Raw genomic sequence first — 19,738 nt, 5'->3', positions numbered from 1 at the left:
GGTTATTATCATGGGTTTTAAATGTGGCATCGTTGGTTTACCAAACGTAGGTAAATCAACTCTGTTTAACGCACTAACTAAAGCTGGAATCGAAGCAGCTAACTTTCCATTCTGTACAATCGAGCCAAATACTGGCGTCGTTCCTGTACCAGACTTGCGACTTGACGCCCTAGCGAAAATAGTTAACCCGCAAAAAATCATCCCGACTACTATGGAGTTTGTGGATATTGCAGGGCTGGTTGCTGGCGCTTCAAGAGGTGAAGGTTTGGGCAATAAGTTTCTTGCTAACATTAGAGAAACCGATGCAATTGGTCATGTAGTACGTTGTTTTGAAAATGAAAATATCGTCCATGTGGCAGGGAAAGTTTCTCCAATTGAAGACATTGAAGTCATCAACCTTGAATTAGCTATGGCAGACTTGGATTCATGTGAACGTGCCATCCAACGCAACGCTAAAAAGGCAAAAGGCGGTGATAAGGATGCCAAGTTCGAATTAGTCGTTCTAGAAAAGCTTCTACCCGTACTAACAGAAGGCGGAATGGCTCGAACTGTTGAGCTTGCAAAAGAGGAGCTTGCAGCGATTGGATACCTCAATTTTCTGACTCTCAAACCAACCATGTACATTGCCAATGTCAATGAAGATGGATTCGAAGATAACCCATATCTTGATGCTGTACGTGAATTTGCCGCAAAAGAAAACAATGTAGTGGTGCCGGTTTGCGCAGCAATAGAGTCTGAATTATCAGAGCTTGAAGACGAAGACAGAGAAGAGTTTCTAGCCGACATGGGCATTGAAGAGCCTGGATTAAACCGCGTAATTCGTTCAGGTTATGAGCTTTTGACCCTACATACTTACTTTACTGCTGGCGTAAAAGAAGTCAGAGCATGGACTATTCCAGTTGGTGCCACAGCACCTCAAGCTGCTGGAAAAATTCATACTGACTTTGAAAAAGGGTTTATTCGCGCTGAAGTTGTTGGCTACGAGGACTATATTCAATACCAAGGTGAAAGTGGTGCAAAAGATGCGGGTAAATGGCGTTTGGAAGGCAAAGATTACATCGTCAAAGATGGTGACGTAGTGCATTTCCGCTTCAATGTGTAATTTCCGCGCAAGTCATTGACAATAAAAGCCAGCCGCTTGGCTGGCTTTATTTTTTCACTTGAGTAATCAAATAAATAAACTTGGTAAATGTTCTTCATTTTACCATCACTTTTTACTCATTAACGCGGCTCTTTGTTTAAAAAGAAACCGAACAGTTGATTTCACGGCATTTATTCAAAAAAACTATTGACGGCTTTGCTTCAACTTCGCATAATGCGCGCCGTTCCCAACAATAAACTAAGTTATTGAAGAGAACAAAATATGGTATGGCTACGTAGCTCAGCTGGTTAGAGCACATCACTCATAATGATGGGGTCACAGGTTCAAATCCCGTCGTAGCCACCATTCCTAAAAGCTTTATTCTAAAGTATTTAGGAATAGATGCGGAAGTGGCGGAATTGGTAGACGCACCAGATTTAGGTTCTGGCGCCGCAAGGTGTGAGAGTTCAAGTCTCTCCTTCCGCACCATAAATTTGTTAGCTATTTCAGTTAACCCATGTAGGTCTATCGCCAAGTGGTAAGGCAACGGGTTTTGATCCCGTCATTCCCTGGTTCGAATCCAGGTAGACCTGCCAATTATATAAAGTGTTAAGCCTTTAAGAAAAAGGGCTTGTCACTAGGAGCGTGAACGTTTATATTGTCACGCTCACGAGTGGCTACGTAGCTCAGCTGGTTAGAGCACATCACTCATAATGATGGGGTCACAGGTTCGAATCCCGTCGTAGCCACCATTTATTTTGACTATTAGCCTTGGCTATTGGTCCTGTAGAATCAAGACGCGGAAGTGGCGGAATTGGTAGACGCACCAGATTTAGGTTCTGGCGCCGCAAGGTGTGAGAGTTCAAGTCTCTCCTTCCGCACCATCTTGATATATTCTACAAACACAATTTATGCGGAAGTGGCGGAATTGGTAGACGCACCAGATTTAGGTTCTGGCGCCGCAAGGTGTGAGAGTTCAAGTCTCTCCTTCCGCACCATAAATTGCTAACTATTGCAGTTTAACCCTGCAGGTCTATCGCCAAGTGGTAAGGCAACGGGTTTTGATCCCGTCATTCCCTGGTTCGAATCCAGGTAGACCTGCCATATATAATATCAGTCAGATTCACCAATTATCTGGCCGATCACAAAATTAGTTGCGGAAGTGGCGGAATTGGTAGACGCACCAGATTTAGGTTCTGGCGCCGCAAGGTGTGAGAGTTCAAGTCTCTCCTTCCGCACCATAAATTGTTAACTATTGCAGTTAACCCTGCAGGTCTATCGCCAAGTGGTAAGGCAACGGGTTTTGATCCCGTCATTCCCTGGTTCGAATCCAGGTAGACCTGCCATATACAACATCAGTCAGATCCACCAATTATCTGGCCGATCAAAAAATTAGTTGCGGAAGTGGCGGAATTGGTAGACGCACCAGATTTAGGTTCTGGCGCCGCAAGGTGTGAGAGTTCAAGTCTCTCCTTCCGCACCATATATTCGTTAACTATTGCAGTTAACTCTGCAGGTCTATCGCCAAGTGGTAAGGCAACGGGTTTTGATCCCGTCATTCCCTGGTTCGAATCCAGGTAGACCTGCCATATACAACATCAGTCAGATCCACCAATTATCTGGCCGATCAAAAAACTAGTTGCGGAAGTGGCGGAATTGGTAGACGCACCAGATTTAGGTTCTGGCGCCGCAAGGTGTGAGAGTTCAAGTCTCTCCTTCCGCACCATAATTTATGGCTACGTAGCTCAGCTGGTTAGAGCACATCACTCATAATGATGGGGTCACAGGTTCGAATCCCGTCGTAGCCACCATTTATTTTGACTATTAGCCCTGGCTATTGGTCCTGTAGAATCAAGATGCGGAAGTGGCGGAATTGGTAGACGCACCAGATTTAGGTTCTGGCGCCGCAAGGTGTGAGAGTTCAAGTCTCTCCTTCCGCACCATCTTGATATATTCTACAAACACAATTTATGCGGAAGTGGCGGAATTGGTAGACGCACCAGATTTAGGTTCTGGCGCCGCAAGGTGTGAGAGTTCAAGTCACTCATTCCGCACCATAAATTGTTAACTATTACAGTTAACCCTGCAGGTCTATCGCCAAGTGGTAAGGCAACGGGTTTTGATCCCGTCATTCCCTGGTTCGAATCCAGGTAGACCTGCCATACACAATATCAGTCAGATCCACCAATTATCTGGCCGATCACAAAATTAGTTGCGGAAGTGGCGGAATTGGTAGACGCACCAGATTTAGGTTCTGGCGCCGCAAGGTGTGAGAGTTCAAGTCTCTCCTTCCGCACCATAAATTTGTTAGCTATTTCAGTTAACTCATGTAGGTCTATCGCCAAGTGGTAAGGCAACGGGTTTTGATCCCGTCATTCCCTGGTTCGAATCCAGGTAGACCTGCCATACTCTTCTCATTTAGATGTAAACAAAATATTTGTTCACAATGGCTACGTAGCTCAGCTGGTTAGAGCACATCACTCATAATGATGGGGTCACAGGTTCAAATCCCGTCGTAGCCACCACTTTCTGTCTTCCCTTTGATTTTCCAGCCCATTTTGTACTGAGTGATTGACATCAAGAAATAAAAAATCCAGCAATCGCTGGATTTTTATTTAAAGTCATGACTTTCTATTTGCTAATAAATCACTTTCTTAGCCTAGAAGCCCCAACGCTGAGTTGGGCGCTTGCTTTGCCTGTGCAAGAACAGAACTCGATGCCTGAGTAAGGATCTGAGATTTAGTTAATGCAGTGGTTTCTTTGGCAAAATCTGTGTCTTTGATCCGGCTCTTAGACGCATTTACATTTTCGTTAATGTTATCTAAGTTACTGATCGCATGACCGAAACGGTTTTGGAATGCACCAAGTTCAGCTCGGTGACTATCGACAAACTGCAGTGCAGTATCAACAATTGCCACTGCTTCTTGAGCACCAGCTACTGAGGTAATATCCACGGTATCAACCGTGACTGCTTCCGCGGCACCAAAGTTGAGTTCACCAGCTAATGAGCCACCAAATGTCAGAGCACCATCCACTTTATTGTTTCCAGCGAATATTTGGATATTACCGTCATCCCCAACCGAGGCTTTAACCATATCATTTTGACCATTGATATAGGTTGCCAATTCCTCAATATCATCACCTTCCTTGGCATTAATGGTAATGGTTTGAGCTTCACCAAAGACGTCGGTGAAAGCAATGGTCAGCTCATTAGCTGCAGCATCAACTCCCCAATCTTTATCTTTTGCCTCAGCCGCTACATAAATATTACCGCCCATCATCGTATTATCACTACGTAGATTTTCGAGCGTGAGCATCACAGCTTCACCATTATCTGCACCTATTTGAAACGATTTAGTAGAGAATGTACCATTAAGTAGTTTGTTACCACCGAAAGATGTTGTCTCCGCAATACGGTTCAATTCATCATTCAATGCCGTCACTTCCTGTTGCAAAGCGATCCGTTCAGACTTAGAGTTCGAACCGTTTGCTGATTGTAGTGAGAGATCTCGCATTCGCTGAAGAATGTTGGCTGTTTCATTCATTGCACCTTCAGCTGTTTGTGTAATAGATATACCGTCGTTGGCATTTCGTACCGCTACATCAAGCCCTCGACTTTGGGAAGCCAAGCGATTCGAAATCTGCATACCAGCTGCGTCATCCTTAGCACTGTTAATTTTAAACCCTGAGGACAATCGCTCCATCGAGGTTTGTTGGGCAGCCGACGCGCTATTCAAATAGCGTTGTGCCGTCATAGCCGCAACGTTAGTGTTTACATTAACCGCCATAGTGGTTACTCCTATTGATTTTCCGTAGACCGGAAGTTTCGAAAGGTTTCCGACGTCTCGGTAAACCAAGTTCTCTCAAAGTACCCTTATTAACGACGCAGAAATAATTTACTTTAGAACAAAATATAAAATTCCTTTATGTGACCTAGAAAAACATAAATAGATTGATCGGGCTTGCAAATATTGAATCGTGAGCTAAAGATTTAGCGCTATTGGTCGGTGGGGGAAGATACGCTACGGTGCAATCCATCCAGGAAGTTTCAATTAAGTATCTGATAGAAAAAGAAAAGCCCCTTTTCCTTTGAGAGAACTGGGGCTATTGTGGTCGCCATTGTGGAGATCGAGAGAAATGATCACAGCCTGGCTTCCATATGCATAGACTTTAAGTGAATAGAGCGAGTGTGAGAGAGCTCTTAATACTTAGAAGTCCATGCTTGCCGGAATATCTTCACTAATCCACGTCTGGATACTGCTAGTGAAGATATTCACTACTACTGCAATAACGAGATTGCAGAATTTGGCAACTGTTTTGCTTGAGCAAGTATTGATGTACCTGCCTGTTGCAATATTTGTGCTTTGGTTAACGCGGTTGTTTCCTTAGCAAAGTCAGTGTCTTTGATTCGGCTATTTGATGCCGCTACGTTTTCTTGAATATTGGCTAAGTTGTTAATACTATGGCTTAGTCGGTTTTGCTTCGCACCCAAGTCAGCACGTTGAGAATCAATATATCTAAGCGCCGAATCGACAATCCCCACCGCATTTTGCGCGCCACCAGCCGTTGTGACATCAATATCTCTAACTGTGGTCAACTCGCCTGGACCACCATTTAAACCAACCTCAGTAGCAAGGGCACCAGAAATATTTAAGTTACCTTCAATGTGAGGCTCTGCGACAAAAACCTGCAACCGACCATCTTGGTCAACCGAAGCATTTATTTTGTCTGTTTGACCATTGATATAAGTAGCCAGTTCTTCGATGTCATCGCCTTCTTTAGCAATAATATCTAAAGTAATGGCCTCACCATCTTTGGTTGTAAACTCAAACTTGATATCTCTTGCCGTTGCTGGCACGCCCCAATTTTTGTCTTTACCTTGCAATGGGTCTGCTATGAATGACTGGCCTCCCATTCTAGGTTCATCAGCACGGATACTGGTTAAACCCATGATAATTGCCTCACCAGAACTTGCGCCTATTTGGAAAGCCGATTCCCCAAATGATCCATTCAGAAGTTTGCGTCCACCGAAAGATGTGGTTTCGGCGATACGGTTTAATTCATCTTGCAGTGCCACTACTTCTTCATTTAGAGCCACTCGCTCTGAAAGAGAGTTAGTACCATTTGCCGATTGGAGTGCCAAGTCACGAATCCGCTGCAGAACAATGGTTGACTCGTTCATGGCACCTTCTGCAGTCTGTGCAATCGAAATACCATCATTGGCGTTACGCATTGCCACATCAAGGCCGCGACTTTGTGCTGTCAAACGGTTAGATATTTGTAGACCGGCCGCATCGTCTTTCGCACTGTTGATTCTGTGCCCAGATGAAAGTCTTTCCATCGAGGTGTTCAAGTCATTGGTCGACTTAGTTAAGTAACGCTGGGCTGTCATCGCCGACACGTTAGTATTTACATTAATGGTCATAGTCTGCTCTCCTATTGAGTTCGCAAGTACTTGCGAAGCGGCCAGCTTAATCTCAGTTGGAAGCACTGACCGTAGATGACTTGCTAAGTAGGCAACACCCACTTAAAACCTGCTAGTTAAACTCTTGCTTACAAGAATACAAGTAGTGTGCCAACTTTAAATAATCAATAGAAAAATTATTTTTCAAATCTTTTCAATATGTTATCGGAATATATTATAGGTAATTTCCTAACGAGGTTTGCCGATAACCCCTTGCGGCAACCTTCTTGCCGCTTCTTTGCCACTTGGTTGCCACTGCTTCAAACAATGTTCTGACCAAGAAGTAATATCTTACTTCGCACATACGGCAAAGCTCGTATGGCAGTAAAGCTAGATATAGTTAAATAGTGTTAATTCTTTGGTTTTTCCGAAGGCTTTATGGGATGCCTGTAGCGCTCTAGAGTTTTCATTAAACTCAATAACAGCATCAGCGTAATCTAGATCCTCAAAAGTACTCTTCGATTTGGCCAACGTAAGTTTGAAGTCTTCGTGCTGCTCTTCTTGAATATCTAACGTACTCAAGCGAGCCCCTACATCTGTCCTTGCTTCATTAAGATGAATAAATCCAGCATGAAATTCTTCGGTAACTTGATGTAGCTTCGCCGTATTCGATGCATCAGAGACAGAACCTTCCGATAGCAACATTGCGTTCTTGAAGGTGTCAAAGAGACTATAGGTTTTTCTCGGAACTAGTGTTATTGCATCACCCTTTGTAATTTGTCCCTTTATTTGTATAGTGACATCTTCAAATTTCACACCAGTCGCCGGATTAAATGTATCTGCGCCAACCACAGCACCATCACGCTCAAGTTGATAGCCAAAATTTCCATCTGGCATATCAACAAAAGTGACTTTATAAACCGACTGGTCATCTCTATTAAAATTGGTCGCTCTCTCTAGTAACAATTCAGAGGCTTCATTTAATTCATACTCTGGCTCAAAGTCACCCAGTGGGTTATCAATCTCCATGAAGAGTTTACTACCAGGGTCGTTTATCGGAATTTCTAAGCTATTAGAAACCTTCATCTTGCGTTGGTAATCATCACCCGCGTAAGAAATATTTCCATCTCTATCACGAAAGAATGGTTGGTTCTTAGGCTTAGTTCCCGCAAAGATATAGTTGCCAATTTCGTCTTGTACGTTAGACAAATTTAGAAAGTTATTCGCCAGCTCCTGTAACTCACGTCGTTTGGCAAGCCTGTCTTCAGGAGCCAAAGAACCATTGATCATTTCCATGACAGTACGCTTGGCTTCATCGGCATATTGTTCAGCGTTTGCAATAATCACTTCGTGATGCTCAAGGCGATTTCGGCTTAGGACAATGGCATCCGTAAACTGACGTAGTTGCTCATTCTGTTGACCGATGTTTTGAATGTAATGAGTCGCGAGTGGTTCATCACTTGCCGTTAATAATTTCTTACCCGACGCTAATTGGGCTTGATTATGATGTATTTTGGACTCTTGGCGACGGATATCATTCTGTACGGCCTCATAGTTATGGAAGCTAGAAATTCGGGTCATCATTTATCTGCCTCCTATCTCAATGCCAAGATGGCGTTAAAAGTATCATTGGAAGCCTGCATGATACGTGAAGAAGCCATGTATATTTGCTGAAATTTCATCATATTGGCCGCCTCTTCATCGAGATTCACACCCGAAATAGTGGCTATGCGTTCTTGCGCCGTCTCCTTCTCTAATCGTGACACATCAGTTAGGCGTGAAGCGGTAGACATTTGCAGCCCGACATCCGTATTCAGGTTATGATAAAGGTCTAATACGGTAGATTCGCCATCATTCATATGCTTTTTAGTCTGAATATCTTGCATATTCAATAAGTTACCATTATCACCCTCAGAGGGGACAAGGTTTGCCGTAAACTTATCATTGGGTAATGCACCCGATGTAATTGCGAACGAAGTTCCTAAAACGGTTACAGGACCAGATGGCGGGTAAGGCTGAGGTGCTAAGAGAATATTTCCGTCCGTATCAGTAACAGCGAACTGCTGGCCATTAGGTGAGATAATCACCTCAAATTCGCGTAAATCACCAGCATTAACGATGAAAAACTCTGCACTACCTTGAGCAAAGGTAGTGGATGCTTCATAGCTTTGTGCTGCGATTTCCGAAGGATCATTCGTCTCCATTTTAATTTGCGCTGCCGCGTTTCGAGTCGGCCTGATTAGCACTCTTTCTCCGGCTTGAAGACCATTCTTTATATCAATCCGTATCCCATCTATGGCAATTGAGTTGCCTATGATAGGCACTATGGATTGCTGTCCATTTGGACGTGTAATGTAATAGTCGCCATCTGTATATTGAAGCGAGTATTCTCCTCCGATTAAGCGGCTAAGGTCTTCAATATACACTTCGATATCTGCAGTAGAGTTTGATGAGGTCACCACTCGGGATTTAGCCACTACTTGAGAGTTCACATCGGTAAACATCAAGCCGCCAATATTGCCTCGTAAGTCCAATCCCTGAGATTGAAGTTGGTTAATATCATGAGAAAAAGCCGTCGTCATCCTTCCCAATTCATCCATCAAGTAAGGGATTTTCTCATCACGCATTGATAACATAGCACCAATTTTGCCATCGATATCTCTCGTCGTGATTGCCTTAAGTCCTTTCCCTTCAATCATCGCTAATCTGTGCTGATGGACATCAGGATAGCCATCGATCATCGTTAGCTGACTAGCTTCTGTGCCGGATACTAAGGTATGACCGTTACCAATATGAACGTTAAAGCCTTCGGCATTTTTTCTTGGTGTCACCGTCACTTTTGTATATTCAGAAAGCTCTGCAATGAGCTTTTCGTGTGTATCCATAAGATCGTTGTGTGGGCCAGGTGTTCGCATCATCAAGCGATGCATATCCCTAATCTCTATGGCCAATTGGTTAACACGCTCAATAGCAAGGTCCAGCTTTTTATTCGCTATATCTGATTGCAAGCGCACTGTTTCATGAAAGTCATTGAGGTTTTGGGTAATCAGCTCTGCTTTTTCGAGTACTACTTTTCGAGCACCCACATCATTGGGGCTATCAGCTAATGATTTAACCGCATCAAACCATTCATTAAGATTTTCGGGTATTTTTTTCGAAGCAACTGAGTCTAGCATGCTAGACAGCATTTCTAAGTTTTCTTCGTCATCAACTCTATTGGCATGGTTAGTAGTGGAGAGATTTAGTTCATTAACGGCAAATTGATCCCAAGAGCGGCGAACTTTATCCACATGAACACCCATACCATAGGTTTCCCCACCGTATTGATGCGGCATGTTCGTGCCTTGTATGACCGACTGGCGATTATAACCCTTTGTATTAACATTAGAGATATTGTGTCCAGTGGTGTTAAGTTGTCTCTGAGCCGTAAGTACGCTTTGCGCACCAAGGTTCAGTAGATCAGATGCCATGTCGCCCCCCAGTAAAACCTTAAAAGCAGTACAACTGAATATCTTAACTAATTATTAAGCAATATACGCGCCAAGTGGTGGGACGTGGGATGCGGGATGCGGGATGCGGGATGCGGGATGCGGGATGCGGGATGCGGCAACCTTATCGCTAACATCGATAAATGGAGGCCAAAAATAATGACTTTTGCCGTTTTTCCTAGTGATTTCTATGCTGAATGAATCATTACATCTGCTCAATTTGAGCTTTGACTTTCAACACTTTTTCAGCATATTCAGGATCTGTAGCATAACCAGCTTGATGAATTCCTCTGATAAAACTCTCATTGTTCCCTTGGTGACGCAGAGCTGAACTATATCGAGGGTTATCATTCAAAAATTGGACATAATCATTAAAACTATCTTCAAAGCTCGAGTATGATCTAAATGCTGCATTTTCTTTCACCGGAATACCTTGATGGTATTCGAGCGTTTGAGTTGCAACTTTATCGCCAGTCCATCGTTTATCAGCCTTAATGTTAAATAAGTTATGACTACTTCCACGAGTATTGGCAATGACTTTTTTCCCCCAGCCTGTTTCAAGAGCGGCCTGAGCCAATATCAGAGAAGAATCCACACCCAGAGCTCGAGCAGCTCTTTGTGCATAGGGCTTCATTGTGTTTACAAAGGACTGAGGAGAATCGAACGGCTGAGAACTTGCTGCCTCTGAACGCTCGATAGGAGCAGGGCTTGAGACTGGCTTAGGCTGACGAATATTATCAATCTTTCTCATCATAGCTTCAAAATTGACTTCGCGAGCTTTTGCATTAGGGTTTTCAACTGAACCAGAAGACAACTGAGCAACAATCATGTCAGCTAAACCAAGAGAACCAGAAGAACTCAGCTCACTCGCCATTTGCTCGTCCATCATTTGGCGGTAAAACTGTTGATTTTGACTATCCATTAACCCAGATTCAAAAGTTGAGTTAGCATCTCTCATTGACTTAAGAAGCATGGTTGTAAAGATCGACTCAAATTGCTTAGCTGCAGCACTTAGCGCTTCTTTTTCGCTATTTTCATCGCCCTCAACCGCTTTCTGACGAAGTTTATCAAGGTTCGCAATGTCATGGATAAATCCAATATCCTTACCATTATTAATCATAACGACTCCTAAATAACGATCAGTTGACCTTCAATAGCACCTGCCTGCTTCAATGCTTGTAAAATAGCCATTAAGTCGGAAGGTGCTGCGCCAACCTCATTGACTGCTCGTACAAGGTCGTCAAGTGTTAACCCAGGTTCAAATTTAAACATCTTCCCTTGCTTTTCTGTCACTTCGATATCTGTGTCTGGCGTAACGACTGTCTCTCCACCACCAAATGCATTGGGCTGACTGACATTAAGATTCTCTTTAATTGCAACCGTCATACCACCATGGGTCACTGCAGCAGGTTTTAAGCGAACATGCTTGCCGACCACTATAGTACCAGTACGAGAATTCACTATGATTTTGGCTGATCCTTCCGCAGGGTCGAATTCCAGATTCTCGATTGCAGATAGAAACGACACTCTTTGTGATATATCTCTGGGTGCACGCACTTTGACTGAGGTGGCATCAATGGGTTGAGCCATCTGAGGTCCCAAGAAATTATTAACAGCATCAGCCATACGCTGCGCAGTGGTAAAATCTGATTCGAGCAAGTTAAAGGTGATATAATCACCACGGCCAAATGGAGAGGGGATTTCCCGTTCGACTATCGCTCCATTTGATATCATACCTGCGGTCGGGTTGTTACCAACAATCTTTGAACCATCTGCACCTGTAGCACTAAAGCCACTAACGACAAGATTTCCTTGAGCAACGGCATAAACTTGCCCATCGACGCCTTTAAGCATCGTCTGCATCAGGGTTCCACCACGCAAGCTTTTTGCAGCACCAATAGAAGTGACAGTAACATCTATTGTTTGCCCCTGCTTAGCAAACGCTGCTAGCTCTGCAGTAACAATTACGGCTGCAACGTTTTTGGATTTAGGCTTAGTGCCCGCTGGAAGCTGGATACCAAAATTCTCCAACATGGCATTAAAACTTTGGTCTGTGAAAGGTGTGGATTCGCCCGTTCCTGGTAATCCAGTCACTAACCCGTATCCGACTAATTGGTTTGCTCGCACTCCAGCCACTTGAGAAATATCTTTGATCCTCGCAGCACTGGCTTGTGTTGCTACCATAGTTATGCTGGTTAATAGTAGTAATAATATTTTCATCAGATTACCTTCACTCGATACCCTAGCGCCAAAACGTCGACATTAGATGACTCTACAAAGCGACATTAAAGAATCGTGCCAAGAATCCAGGTTCTTGCATATCTTGCTGAGTGCCCGTACCAGAGTATTGGATTCGAGCATTAGAAATACGATTGGAAGCGATGGTATTTTCACGTGAAATATCATCAGGCCTTATTGTGCCGCTAAGTCTAATGTATTCATCACCCGTATTGAGTGAAAGCCACTTCTCTCCTCTAATGATCAAATTACCATTCGCGAGGACTTCAATCACTTCCACTGTAATTGAACCTGATATACTGTTGCTTTGATTCGCTTCAGCACTACCACTGAATGAATTGTCATTACTCAAATTATAGGAAAAATTATAATCGCCAATATTAAGCTGTTGCCCACCGACCTCGAGCGGATCCATTGAAGCATCATTGTTTTTAGACAAGTCTGCATCTGCACTTTTTGCTGCTTTAGTGTTCTCATCTAAGGTCACCGTAATGATATCACCAATGTCTCTGGGTTTAGAATCATCGTATAAGCTAGATGTGCGGCCAACGTTGAATAAAGATCCTGTTTCTGCCGCATAATGCTCTGGTTGATGTTTAGGGTGAATAGGTGCCCATGCAGGATCGCCTGCGACGGGATCAGTTCGACCACGTAATGTATCAATAATGCCTGAGCTTTCATCCTCTGATTTATCACCTTCAACCGCATCCACCGTCGTTGTCCCCTGAACAATGTCAGAAGTCTCTATCGGGGGTTGTAACATAGAACAACCTGATAATAAGGCTAATGTAATAATCGTCAGTATACGGCTCATAATAATTTTCCTATTACCCTAAAGTTACAATTGCTGATTAACAAAACTCATCATTTTATCAACGGCTGAAATAACTTTTGAGTTCATTTCATAGACACGCTGAGCTTCTATCATGTTAACCAGTTCCTCTGTGACATTGACATTCGACGTTTCGAGCATAGATTGACGAAGATCGCCAAAGCCGTCAAAGCCAGGAACTCCTTCTTGAGGATCACCACTAGCTCCAGTTGGCAAATACAAATTTTGACCAATAGGCTCAAGCCCACCAGGATTAATGAAATCAACAGTTGTTATTTGCCCCAACACTTGGTTGTCTTGTTGACCTCGAATGCGAACTGACACTTCACCATCGGTACCAACGGTTATACTGATAGCATCCTCGGGTATGGCAATCTCTGGTTCCAGAGGATACCCCGCTCCAGAGGTGACAATCACCCCCTCGTCATTGACAGTGAATTGACCATTACGGCTATATCCAATGTTGCCATCTGGCATCAGAATCTGGAAGAATCCATCACCTTCGATCATCATATCCAAGCTGTTATTGGTCGTTTGTGTGTTTCCCTGTGTGTGTACTTTCTGCGTAGCAACCACCTTGGAACCCGCACCTAACATTAAACCACTTGGTAGCTCAGTGTTTTGTGAAGACTGTCCTCCAGGCTGGTTGATATTTTGGTAAAACAAATCTTCAAATACAGCTCTGCTTTTTTTATACCCAACCGTGGAAGCGTTTGCCAAGTTATTTGAAATGGTTTGTATATTGGTTTGCTGAGCGTCTAAGCCAGTCTTACTTACCCATAGTGCCGGATGCATAATTTTCTCCTAATCCCTTGGTTAGCTCATACGAAGCAAAGTGTCTGAGGCTTTGTCCATATCTTCCGCTGTACTCATCATTTTGACCTGCATTTCGAACTGACGCTGGAGGTCAATAAGATTGGTCATTTCCCCAATAGCATTAACGTTACTGCCTTCCAACGCTCCGGTCAGCAGTTTCACATTGGCATCCATTTCATATTCCGCATTTGGGTCCTTAGCACGAAATATTCCATTCACATCCTTGTATAGTGATCGATTATCGGTGCGGGTTAGCTTAATTCGGTCCACTATTTCAATTGCGTCTGCCGGCGCACCTTGAGGCACAACGGAAATAGTGCCGTCACTGCCAACTTCGATTTTGCTAACGGGGATGGGGACAGTAATGGGAGCCCCTGTCTCACCGAGTACCAAGTTGCCGCCCCCAGCAGTAAGCAAGCCATTAACATCAATATTCAGATTGCCGTTTCGAGTCAACCCCTCTTTACCCATGCTATCTAGAACGGCAATCCAACCTTGATCTTGGATAGTCACGTCTAAGTCTCGGCCCGTAGTAATGACACTACCTTGTTGAAAGTTATGCCCTGGACGCTCTGTCATGCTAAATACTCGGCTTGGCATACCTTCACCATACGCTTGCATGGAACGAGCTTGCGCAAGATCTGACCTAAAGCCTGTTGTGCTGACATTTGCCAAGTTGTTGGCTCTAAGCTGCATTGCTTGCATATTTTGCTTAGCGCCACTCATGGCAAGAAACAGTGCACGATCCATAATTTACTCCAACAATCATCATTCACTTAACTAAAGAAAAGCAAATTTTGAGCCAAGTTTGAATTAGCGTTATATTAGGTAGTTAGAGTTATTCGATAATAAAAGGAGAGCTAAAGATGAACATAATTGCCGGAGGTGGCAAAAAGTGAGCTGGCGTTTGCCACCAGCTCGAACTAATTTTTTAATCAATGACTTAAAGTTATTAAAAATTAAACTAGCGAATTTGTAGGATATTTTGTTGGGTTTGATTGTGGACTTCCAAAGAACGAGAGTTCGCTTGGAAGTTTCTTTGTGCCGTTATCAAATCAACCAATTCTTGAGTCATATCAATATTAGATTGCTCCAAAGTACCACTGGAGATACTACCAAATGACCCTTTATTAGACTCACCCCAGATTTTATCGCCAGAAAACTGTGTTGCATCCCACTGAGTGCTGCCTTTTTTATCAAGGCCTTGCTCATTAGCTACACGAACTAAAGCAACCCGACCTAAAACAATATTCTCGCCATTTGAATAGGTACCAAGAACACTGCCGTTTTCATCAAAATCAACTTTGGTCAAAAAGCCTGTTGTCGCGCCATCCTCATCAAATTTCGTCAATTCAAATGGGGCGGCAAATTGTGTCGCATCTTTTAGTCCAAATGCTAAGATTTGAGTTTCATCGGCACCATTTAAGTTCACTGGGTTCGCCCCCGCTCCCAAAGCTTCAGTGACAATATCCTGACCATTGTTCAAACTTGCCAAAGTACCATCATTGTTAAACTTAAGCGTATGTCCAACTTGGCCTGTTGGCGAGGTTGTATCACCGCCAACAATATTGATGGGTTTTTCTCCATCAGAGTCTGTCACTGTATAGTAGGTCAGCCATGTATTGGGCTGTGTCGCGTCCTTAAGATAATATGACGTCAACTTGTACGATTGCCCCATAGAATCGTAGATAGACGAAGAGGTGGAGCGGTTATAAGTTTCTGGATCTGTGATGTCAAATAAAGCGGGATCTTTTAAAGGAGCGCCTGCTGGTAGGTTAAAACCAACCTCTATATTTGAAGTCTGTTTGGGCTTACCAAACTCTTTTGGAATATTGATAGCTGACGCTTCATAAGACAAAACATCGCCTGTGTCTTTATTAACTTGATAGCCTAGCAAAAATTCATCGTTTGCCGTAACCATATAGTTGTCTTTGTTCAAATGAAAAGAACCATTTCGTGTCAGTTCATTTGTAGATGGCTGCAGGCGATCTTTAGCAACAGAGAAAAAGCCTGTACCTGAGATCCTGAGATCCATAGGGTTGTTGGTATAAATACTTGACCCCTCATGAAACTGCTGGGCAACTTTTGCTGCCTGTACACCTTGACCCGGTGTCGTTTTCGCATGAGTGAACAGTGAATTCGAATATACATCCCCAAATTCCGCGCGAGACTCTTTAAAGCCATAGGTTGCGGCGTTGGCAATGTTATTACTGGTTGTATTCAGATCTAACTGAGCTGCGGATAAACCGCTTAGTGCAACATAAGACATTCCAAATCTCCTATCTAGCTAGCGTTGCTACGCCTTTCCAACTTCTAGTACTTCAGCAAGTCGAACTGGCGATTCAAAGCCAGCCAGATTGAGTAGTACGTTTCCATCACCTTTTCCAAGCAGGACACTATTTACATTAGCGTAAGTCGACACTTCGAACTCTTTCGCCTGACCGTCTAGCAAACCCGATGCTTTCACATTGTATTTGCCAGCCGGCAATGGATTACCGTTTTGATCTTTGCCATCCCAAACAACACGACTATCACCGCCTGGTTTAGATCCTACGTCAAACGTTCGGATCAATTGCCCCATTTGGTTTTCTACTCGCACCATCAAACTATCGACAGCTTGAGGGAGTTTAACCATAGCGGCCATTTGGCCATCACCGGTTTTTACTCCAGTAGAGCCCGGGATAAGTACATCTCGTCCAACAAGTGATGATGCCTGAAGCGCTTGGTTTGATGTCATCGAAGAATTCAGCGTTTCAAACTGATTATTCATTTTACCGATACCATCTACCGTCGCGAATGAGGCCATCTGTGCAATCATTTGGTCATTGCTAACCGGCTTAAACGGGTCTTGCTGTGAAAGCTGCTTAGTGAGCAGAGATAAGAAGTCTTCTTGTTTTAGATCCTGCTTACCTGTTGTCTCATCTGGTTTGCTTTTATCTTGAAGCTGTTTAAGCTGATCAACATAGGACAAGCCACTTTGACCAACATTGTTAATGTCTCCGGCCATATGTACCCCCTATCCTTATTGACCCATCTGCAGCGTACGCAGCAGCATTTGTTTACTCGCATCTGCTACTTGAACGTTCGTTTGATATGAACGAGAAGCAGATATCATATTCGCCATTTCTTCCATCACATTAACATTGGGTTTGTAGATAAAACCATCACCATTAGCTAAAGGATGTTCGGGGTTATACTCCGCATCAAGTGGCTTGTTACTCTCAACAATACCTAATACTTGGACTGGCACTGTATCTTCGCGACCATACTTGGCTTTGCTGAGTTCGGCTCCAAACACCGCATGACGAGCTTTGTATGTGTCTTTAGCCGAACTAGAGACACTGTCGGCGTTCGCCAGGTTACTCGAAGTAGTATTTAGACGAACAGACTCAGCACTCATCGCAGATCCTGTTACATTGAATACATTAAATAAGCTCATCTAATTACTCCCCTTTGATAGCCTTGGTTAGGTTCCTGAATTTGCTACCCAAGAAATCCAGCGAAGCTTGGTGTCTAATTTGATTTTGCATAAACAAATTACGCTCCAAATCAACATCTACTGTATTTCCATCACCCGTATCAGGTTGTGTAGGAAGTCGGTATAGCATTTCCCCTGTCACTTGAGTAGAGGCAGGAATATGCCGACCATCAGTACGACTAAGTCCGATACTTGCCCCTGATGTTGCCGCCTGCAATGCCCGTTGAAAGTCCATACCTTTCGATTTAAAGCCAGGTGTGTTGGCTTGAGCAATATTGGTGGATATCACCTCTGCATTGCGAGCGCGTACACCCACTGTGTGTTGGTGGATACCTAATGCGTTATTGAAAGATATAGCCATGTTAACCTCTACAAAAAGAACTGACCGATACTATTAGAATTAAAAGCAATTAATATACCAACTTTGCACTTAACCTAATTTCTTTGTTCACAAACTTAGGAGCAATTTACGCACCAAGTTTCTTTATAGATAACCAATTGTGAGTATAGCTTCCGCTTTGGCACTCGATAAACGTATAAAGCCCAGCACACTATGCTGGGCTTTATCTACTAGCTATTAGCTCTATTTGAGCTTATAAATGATCCCTGGGTTGCACCTAACCATTTCGAAACAGTCCGTTAAACCCGTTAACGATTCGGAAGCACCTAGTAATAAGTGCCCGCCAGGGTTCAAACTAGCAGCCATTTGGTTTAGGACTTGGGATTTCATCTCTGGAGAAAAATATATAAGTACGTTGCGACAAAAAATGATATCAAACTTACCAAGCAACGAATAGCTTTCCATTAAGTTTTGAGGACGGAAATTGACCAAGCGTTTGACATTGTCCTTAACCTTCATCCGACCATCACCCGCGTCTTCAAAAAAGTTTTTACGTCTCTCTGGAGATAAACCACGGCCCAAGGCTAGGTTGTCGTATATTCCAGCACGGCACATGTCCAACATACTGGCTGATATATCGGTTGCCGTAACCGACACATTCGGTATCAATCCTGGTTTTCGTTGTTGAGTTTCAAGAATAGTCATAGCTATAGAATATGGCTCTTGCCCGGAGGAGCTTGCCGCAGACCAGATTTTTATAGGTCTTTTATTCTCAGCAGCTTCAGGCAAGAGTTTATTCGCCAGCACTTCGAAAGGATAGGTATCACGAAACCAGAGTGTTTCGTTGGTTGTCATAGCGTCAACTGCTGCGACTCGAAGATCTCTGTTGCGTCCAGACACTACGTCGCTGAGCAAATCAGACAAAGAACTTAACTTAAATTTAGTAACTAGTGGGCTGAGACGGCTTCTTACTAGATATTGTTTGCTGTCACCCAATACGATACCACATTGAGATTCGAGGAAACGGCTGAAGTCACGATATTCTTGATCGCTTATAGTTATTGCTGTCATTTATTTCTCTTTAATCAGTAAGCGCAGTTTTCACCGCATTACCAAGCTCATCAGGGTTGAATTTCGCAATGAAGGCATTTGCTCCGACACGTTCGACCATGGCCTGGTTAAAAACACCACTGAGTGATGAGTGAAGAATAACATACAAGTCTTTCAGATCCGGATTGCGTCGCACTTCCGCTGTCAACGTGTAACCGTCCATTTCTGGCATCTCGATATCTGAAATGACAAGTGAAATTTGTTCGTAAATGCTCCCTTCGGCAGCCATTTCAACCAATTTGTCATAGGCTTCCTTGCCGTCTTTGGCCGATACTACCTCAAATCCGATAGAGACGACTGCACGCTCTACCTGTTTACGTGCTACGGTAGAATCATCAGCAATAAGTATACGTCGAACTACCTCTTTTTCCGACTGTACTTGCGCAATTTCATCACCGATTGTTGAATCCATTGTCTCATCAATGGGAGCGATCTCCATCAATATTTTCTCAACATCGAGGATTTCTACAAGCTCATTATCAATATTCGTGACTGCTGTTAAATAGTTACCCTTGCCTGACCCATCAGGAGGAGGCAATATCGCTTCCCAGTGCATGTTGATAATGCGCTCTACAGATGTAACCAAAAAGGCCTGTATGGTTCGGTTGAATTCAGCAATAACAACAAATGCCTTCTCGACATCTTCTGTCGGTCTCCCACCTATGGCAAGACTCATATCTATGACGGAAACGGTTTGCCCTCTAATATGGGCCACCCCTTTAACAAGGTGGTGCAAATTGGGCATCATAGTTAGTGTCGGACACTGCAACACTTCTTTCACTTTAAAAACATTAATGCCGTAACGTTGACGTCCCACCAAGCGAAATGTTAAAAGTTCCAATCGGTTTTGACCGACGAGTTGCGTGCGCTGATTCACCGAATCAAGAATACCCGACATAAGCCCATCTCCATTTCAAACTTTCATGGTATAAAATGATAGTCTACTAAAAG

General features: G+C 43.5%; 16 protein-coding genes and 19 tRNA genes. 20 read left to right on the top strand and 15 right to left on the bottom strand.

Annotated elements, in window-relative coordinates; genetic code table 11:
• Positions 1-10: 10 nt before the first annotated feature.
• From ychF to FIV01_RS03900, 20 genes are all read left to right on the top strand, one after another.
• On the top strand, positions 11-1,102 hold the full coding sequence (gene ychF / locus FIV01_RS03995) for a redox-regulated ATPase YchF (protein WP_152429835.1): 1,092 nt from the start codon (positions 11-13) through the stop codon (positions 1,100-1,102).
• 268 nt (positions 1,103-1,370) lie between these two features.
• Positions 1,371-1,447, top strand: a tRNA-Met gene (locus tag FIV01_RS03990).
• Between the two features lie 38 nt (positions 1,448-1,485).
• Positions 1,486-1,570, top strand: a tRNA-Leu gene (locus FIV01_RS03985).
• Positions 1,571-1,602: 32 nt separating this feature from the next.
• Positions 1,603-1,677: transfer RNA gene (locus FIV01_RS03980), tRNA-Gln, on the top strand.
• A gap of 79 nt (positions 1,678-1,756) precedes the next feature.
• A tRNA-Met gene (locus FIV01_RS03975) sits at positions 1,757-1,833 on the top strand.
• Positions 1,834-1,880: 47 nt separating this feature from the next.
• A tRNA-Leu gene (locus FIV01_RS03970) sits at positions 1,881-1,965 on the top strand.
• A 29-nt stretch (positions 1,966-1,994) separates the two neighbouring features.
• Positions 1,995-2,079: transfer RNA gene (locus FIV01_RS03965), tRNA-Leu, on the top strand.
• Between the two features lie 31 nt (positions 2,080-2,110).
• Positions 2,111-2,185, top strand: a tRNA-Gln gene (locus FIV01_RS03960).
• A 52-nt stretch (positions 2,186-2,237) separates the two neighbouring features.
• Positions 2,238-2,322 (top strand) — tRNA-Leu (locus FIV01_RS03955).
• Between the two features lie 30 nt (positions 2,323-2,352).
• A tRNA-Gln gene (locus tag FIV01_RS03950) sits at positions 2,353-2,427 on the top strand.
• 52 nt (positions 2,428-2,479) lie between these two features.
• Positions 2,480-2,564: transfer RNA gene (locus FIV01_RS03945), tRNA-Leu, on the top strand.
• 31 nt (positions 2,565-2,595) lie between these two features.
• Positions 2,596-2,670, top strand: a tRNA-Gln gene (locus FIV01_RS03940).
• Positions 2,671-2,722: 52 nt separating this feature from the next.
• Positions 2,723-2,807, top strand: a tRNA-Leu gene (locus FIV01_RS03935).
• A gap of 8 nt (positions 2,808-2,815) precedes the next feature.
• Positions 2,816-2,892, top strand: a tRNA-Met gene (locus FIV01_RS03930).
• A 47-nt stretch (positions 2,893-2,939) separates the two neighbouring features.
• A tRNA-Leu gene (locus FIV01_RS03925) sits at positions 2,940-3,024 on the top strand.
• 29 nt (positions 3,025-3,053) lie between these two features.
• A tRNA-Leu gene (locus tag FIV01_RS03920) sits at positions 3,054-3,138 on the top strand.
• Between the two features lie 30 nt (positions 3,139-3,168).
• Positions 3,169-3,243: transfer RNA gene (locus FIV01_RS03915), tRNA-Gln, on the top strand.
• 52 nt (positions 3,244-3,295) lie between these two features.
• Positions 3,296-3,380: transfer RNA gene (locus tag FIV01_RS03910), tRNA-Leu, on the top strand.
• Positions 3,381-3,412: 32 nt separating this feature from the next.
• Positions 3,413-3,487: transfer RNA gene (locus FIV01_RS03905), tRNA-Gln, on the top strand.
• Between the two features lie 42 nt (positions 3,488-3,529).
• Positions 3,530-3,606: transfer RNA gene (locus FIV01_RS03900), tRNA-Met, on the top strand.
• 129 nt (positions 3,607-3,735) lie between these two features.
• Here the strand turns inward: FIV01_RS03900 and FIV01_RS03895 are convergent.
• From FIV01_RS03895 to FIV01_RS03825, 15 genes are all read right to left on the bottom strand, one after another.
• Positions 3,736-4,869 (bottom strand): flagellin, encoded by a 1,134-nt coding sequence (locus FIV01_RS03895; RefSeq protein ID WP_152429834.1) that lies wholly within the window; start codon positions 4,867-4,869, stop codon positions 3,736-3,738.
• Positions 4,870-5,360: 491 nt separating this feature from the next.
• A complete protein-coding gene (locus FIV01_RS03890; protein WP_152429833.1) occupies positions 5,361-6,506 on the bottom strand; it encodes a flagellin in 1,146 nt (381 codons plus the stop codon).
• A 369-nt stretch (positions 6,507-6,875) separates the two neighbouring features.
• Positions 6,876-8,069 (bottom strand): flagellar hook-associated protein FlgL, encoded by a 1,194-nt coding sequence (gene flgL, locus FIV01_RS03885; RefSeq protein ID WP_152429832.1) that lies wholly within the window; start codon positions 8,067-8,069, stop codon positions 6,876-6,878.
• An 11-nt stretch (positions 8,070-8,080) separates the two neighbouring features.
• A complete protein-coding gene (flgK, locus tag FIV01_RS03880; RefSeq protein ID WP_152429831.1) occupies positions 8,081-9,955 on the bottom strand; it encodes a flagellar hook-associated protein FlgK in 1,875 nt (624 codons plus the stop codon).
• A gap of 223 nt (positions 9,956-10,178) precedes the next feature.
• Complete coding sequence (gene flgJ, locus FIV01_RS03875) at positions 10,179-11,093, bottom strand: flagellar assembly peptidoglycan hydrolase FlgJ (RefSeq protein WP_152429830.1); 915 nt, start codon at positions 11,091-11,093, stop codon at positions 10,179-10,181.
• A gap of 8 nt (positions 11,094-11,101) precedes the next feature.
• Complete coding sequence (locus tag FIV01_RS03870) at positions 11,102-12,193, bottom strand: flagellar basal body P-ring protein FlgI (RefSeq protein WP_114786792.1); 1,092 nt, start codon at positions 12,191-12,193, stop codon at positions 11,102-11,104.
• Between the two features lie 52 nt (positions 12,194-12,245).
• Entirely contained in the window at positions 12,246-13,025 is a 780-nt protein-coding gene (gene flgH / locus FIV01_RS03865) for a flagellar basal body L-ring protein FlgH (protein ID WP_152429829.1), read from the bottom strand.
• A 24-nt stretch (positions 13,026-13,049) separates the two neighbouring features.
• Positions 13,050-13,838: a flagellar basal-body rod protein FlgG gene (flgG, locus tag FIV01_RS03860; protein WP_114786790.1), complete on the bottom strand. Its 789-nt coding sequence runs from the start codon at positions 13,836-13,838 to the stop codon at positions 13,050-13,052.
• Between the two features lie 21 nt (positions 13,839-13,859).
• Positions 13,860-14,609: a flagellar basal body rod protein FlgF gene (locus tag FIV01_RS03855; protein ID WP_152429828.1), complete on the bottom strand. Its 750-nt coding sequence runs from the start codon at positions 14,607-14,609 to the stop codon at positions 13,860-13,862.
• 214 nt (positions 14,610-14,823) lie between these two features.
• A complete protein-coding gene (gene flgE, locus FIV01_RS03850; RefSeq protein WP_152429827.1) occupies positions 14,824-16,128 on the bottom strand; it encodes a flagellar hook protein FlgE in 1,305 nt (434 codons plus the stop codon).
• A 27-nt stretch (positions 16,129-16,155) separates the two neighbouring features.
• Entirely contained in the window at positions 16,156-16,866 is a 711-nt protein-coding gene (gene flgD / locus FIV01_RS03845) for a flagellar hook assembly protein FlgD (protein ID WP_114786787.1), read from the bottom strand.
• 15 nt (positions 16,867-16,881) lie between these two features.
• Positions 16,882-17,298, bottom strand: a complete 417-nt coding sequence (gene flgC, locus FIV01_RS03840; RefSeq protein WP_152429826.1) for a flagellar basal body rod protein FlgC — start codon at positions 17,296-17,298, stop codon at positions 16,882-16,884.
• A gap of 4 nt (positions 17,299-17,302) precedes the next feature.
• Positions 17,303-17,698 carry a flagellar basal body rod protein FlgB gene (gene flgB / locus FIV01_RS03835; RefSeq protein WP_114786785.1) on the bottom strand — a complete coding sequence of 132 codons (396 nt, stop codon included), beginning with the start codon at positions 17,696-17,698 and terminating at the stop codon, positions 17,303-17,305.
• A 222-nt stretch (positions 17,699-17,920) separates the two neighbouring features.
• Positions 17,921-18,748, bottom strand: a complete 828-nt coding sequence (locus FIV01_RS03830) for a protein-glutamate O-methyltransferase (RefSeq protein WP_152429825.1) — start codon at positions 18,746-18,748, stop codon at positions 17,921-17,923.
• Between the two features lie 10 nt (positions 18,749-18,758).
• Complete coding sequence (locus tag FIV01_RS03825; RefSeq protein WP_152429824.1) at positions 18,759-19,685, bottom strand: chemotaxis protein CheV; 927 nt, start codon at positions 19,683-19,685, stop codon at positions 18,759-18,761.
• Positions 19,686-19,738 lie beyond the last annotated feature (53 nt).

Origin of the sequence: Vibrio aquimaris (assembly GCF_009363415.1) — a bacterium.
Lineage (GTDB): Bacteria > Pseudomonadota > Gammaproteobacteria > Enterobacterales > Vibrionaceae > Vibrio > Vibrio aquimaris.
The sequence above is the reverse complement of the archived record's forward strand: the minus strand, read 5'-3'. Positions and strand labels throughout refer to the sequence as shown.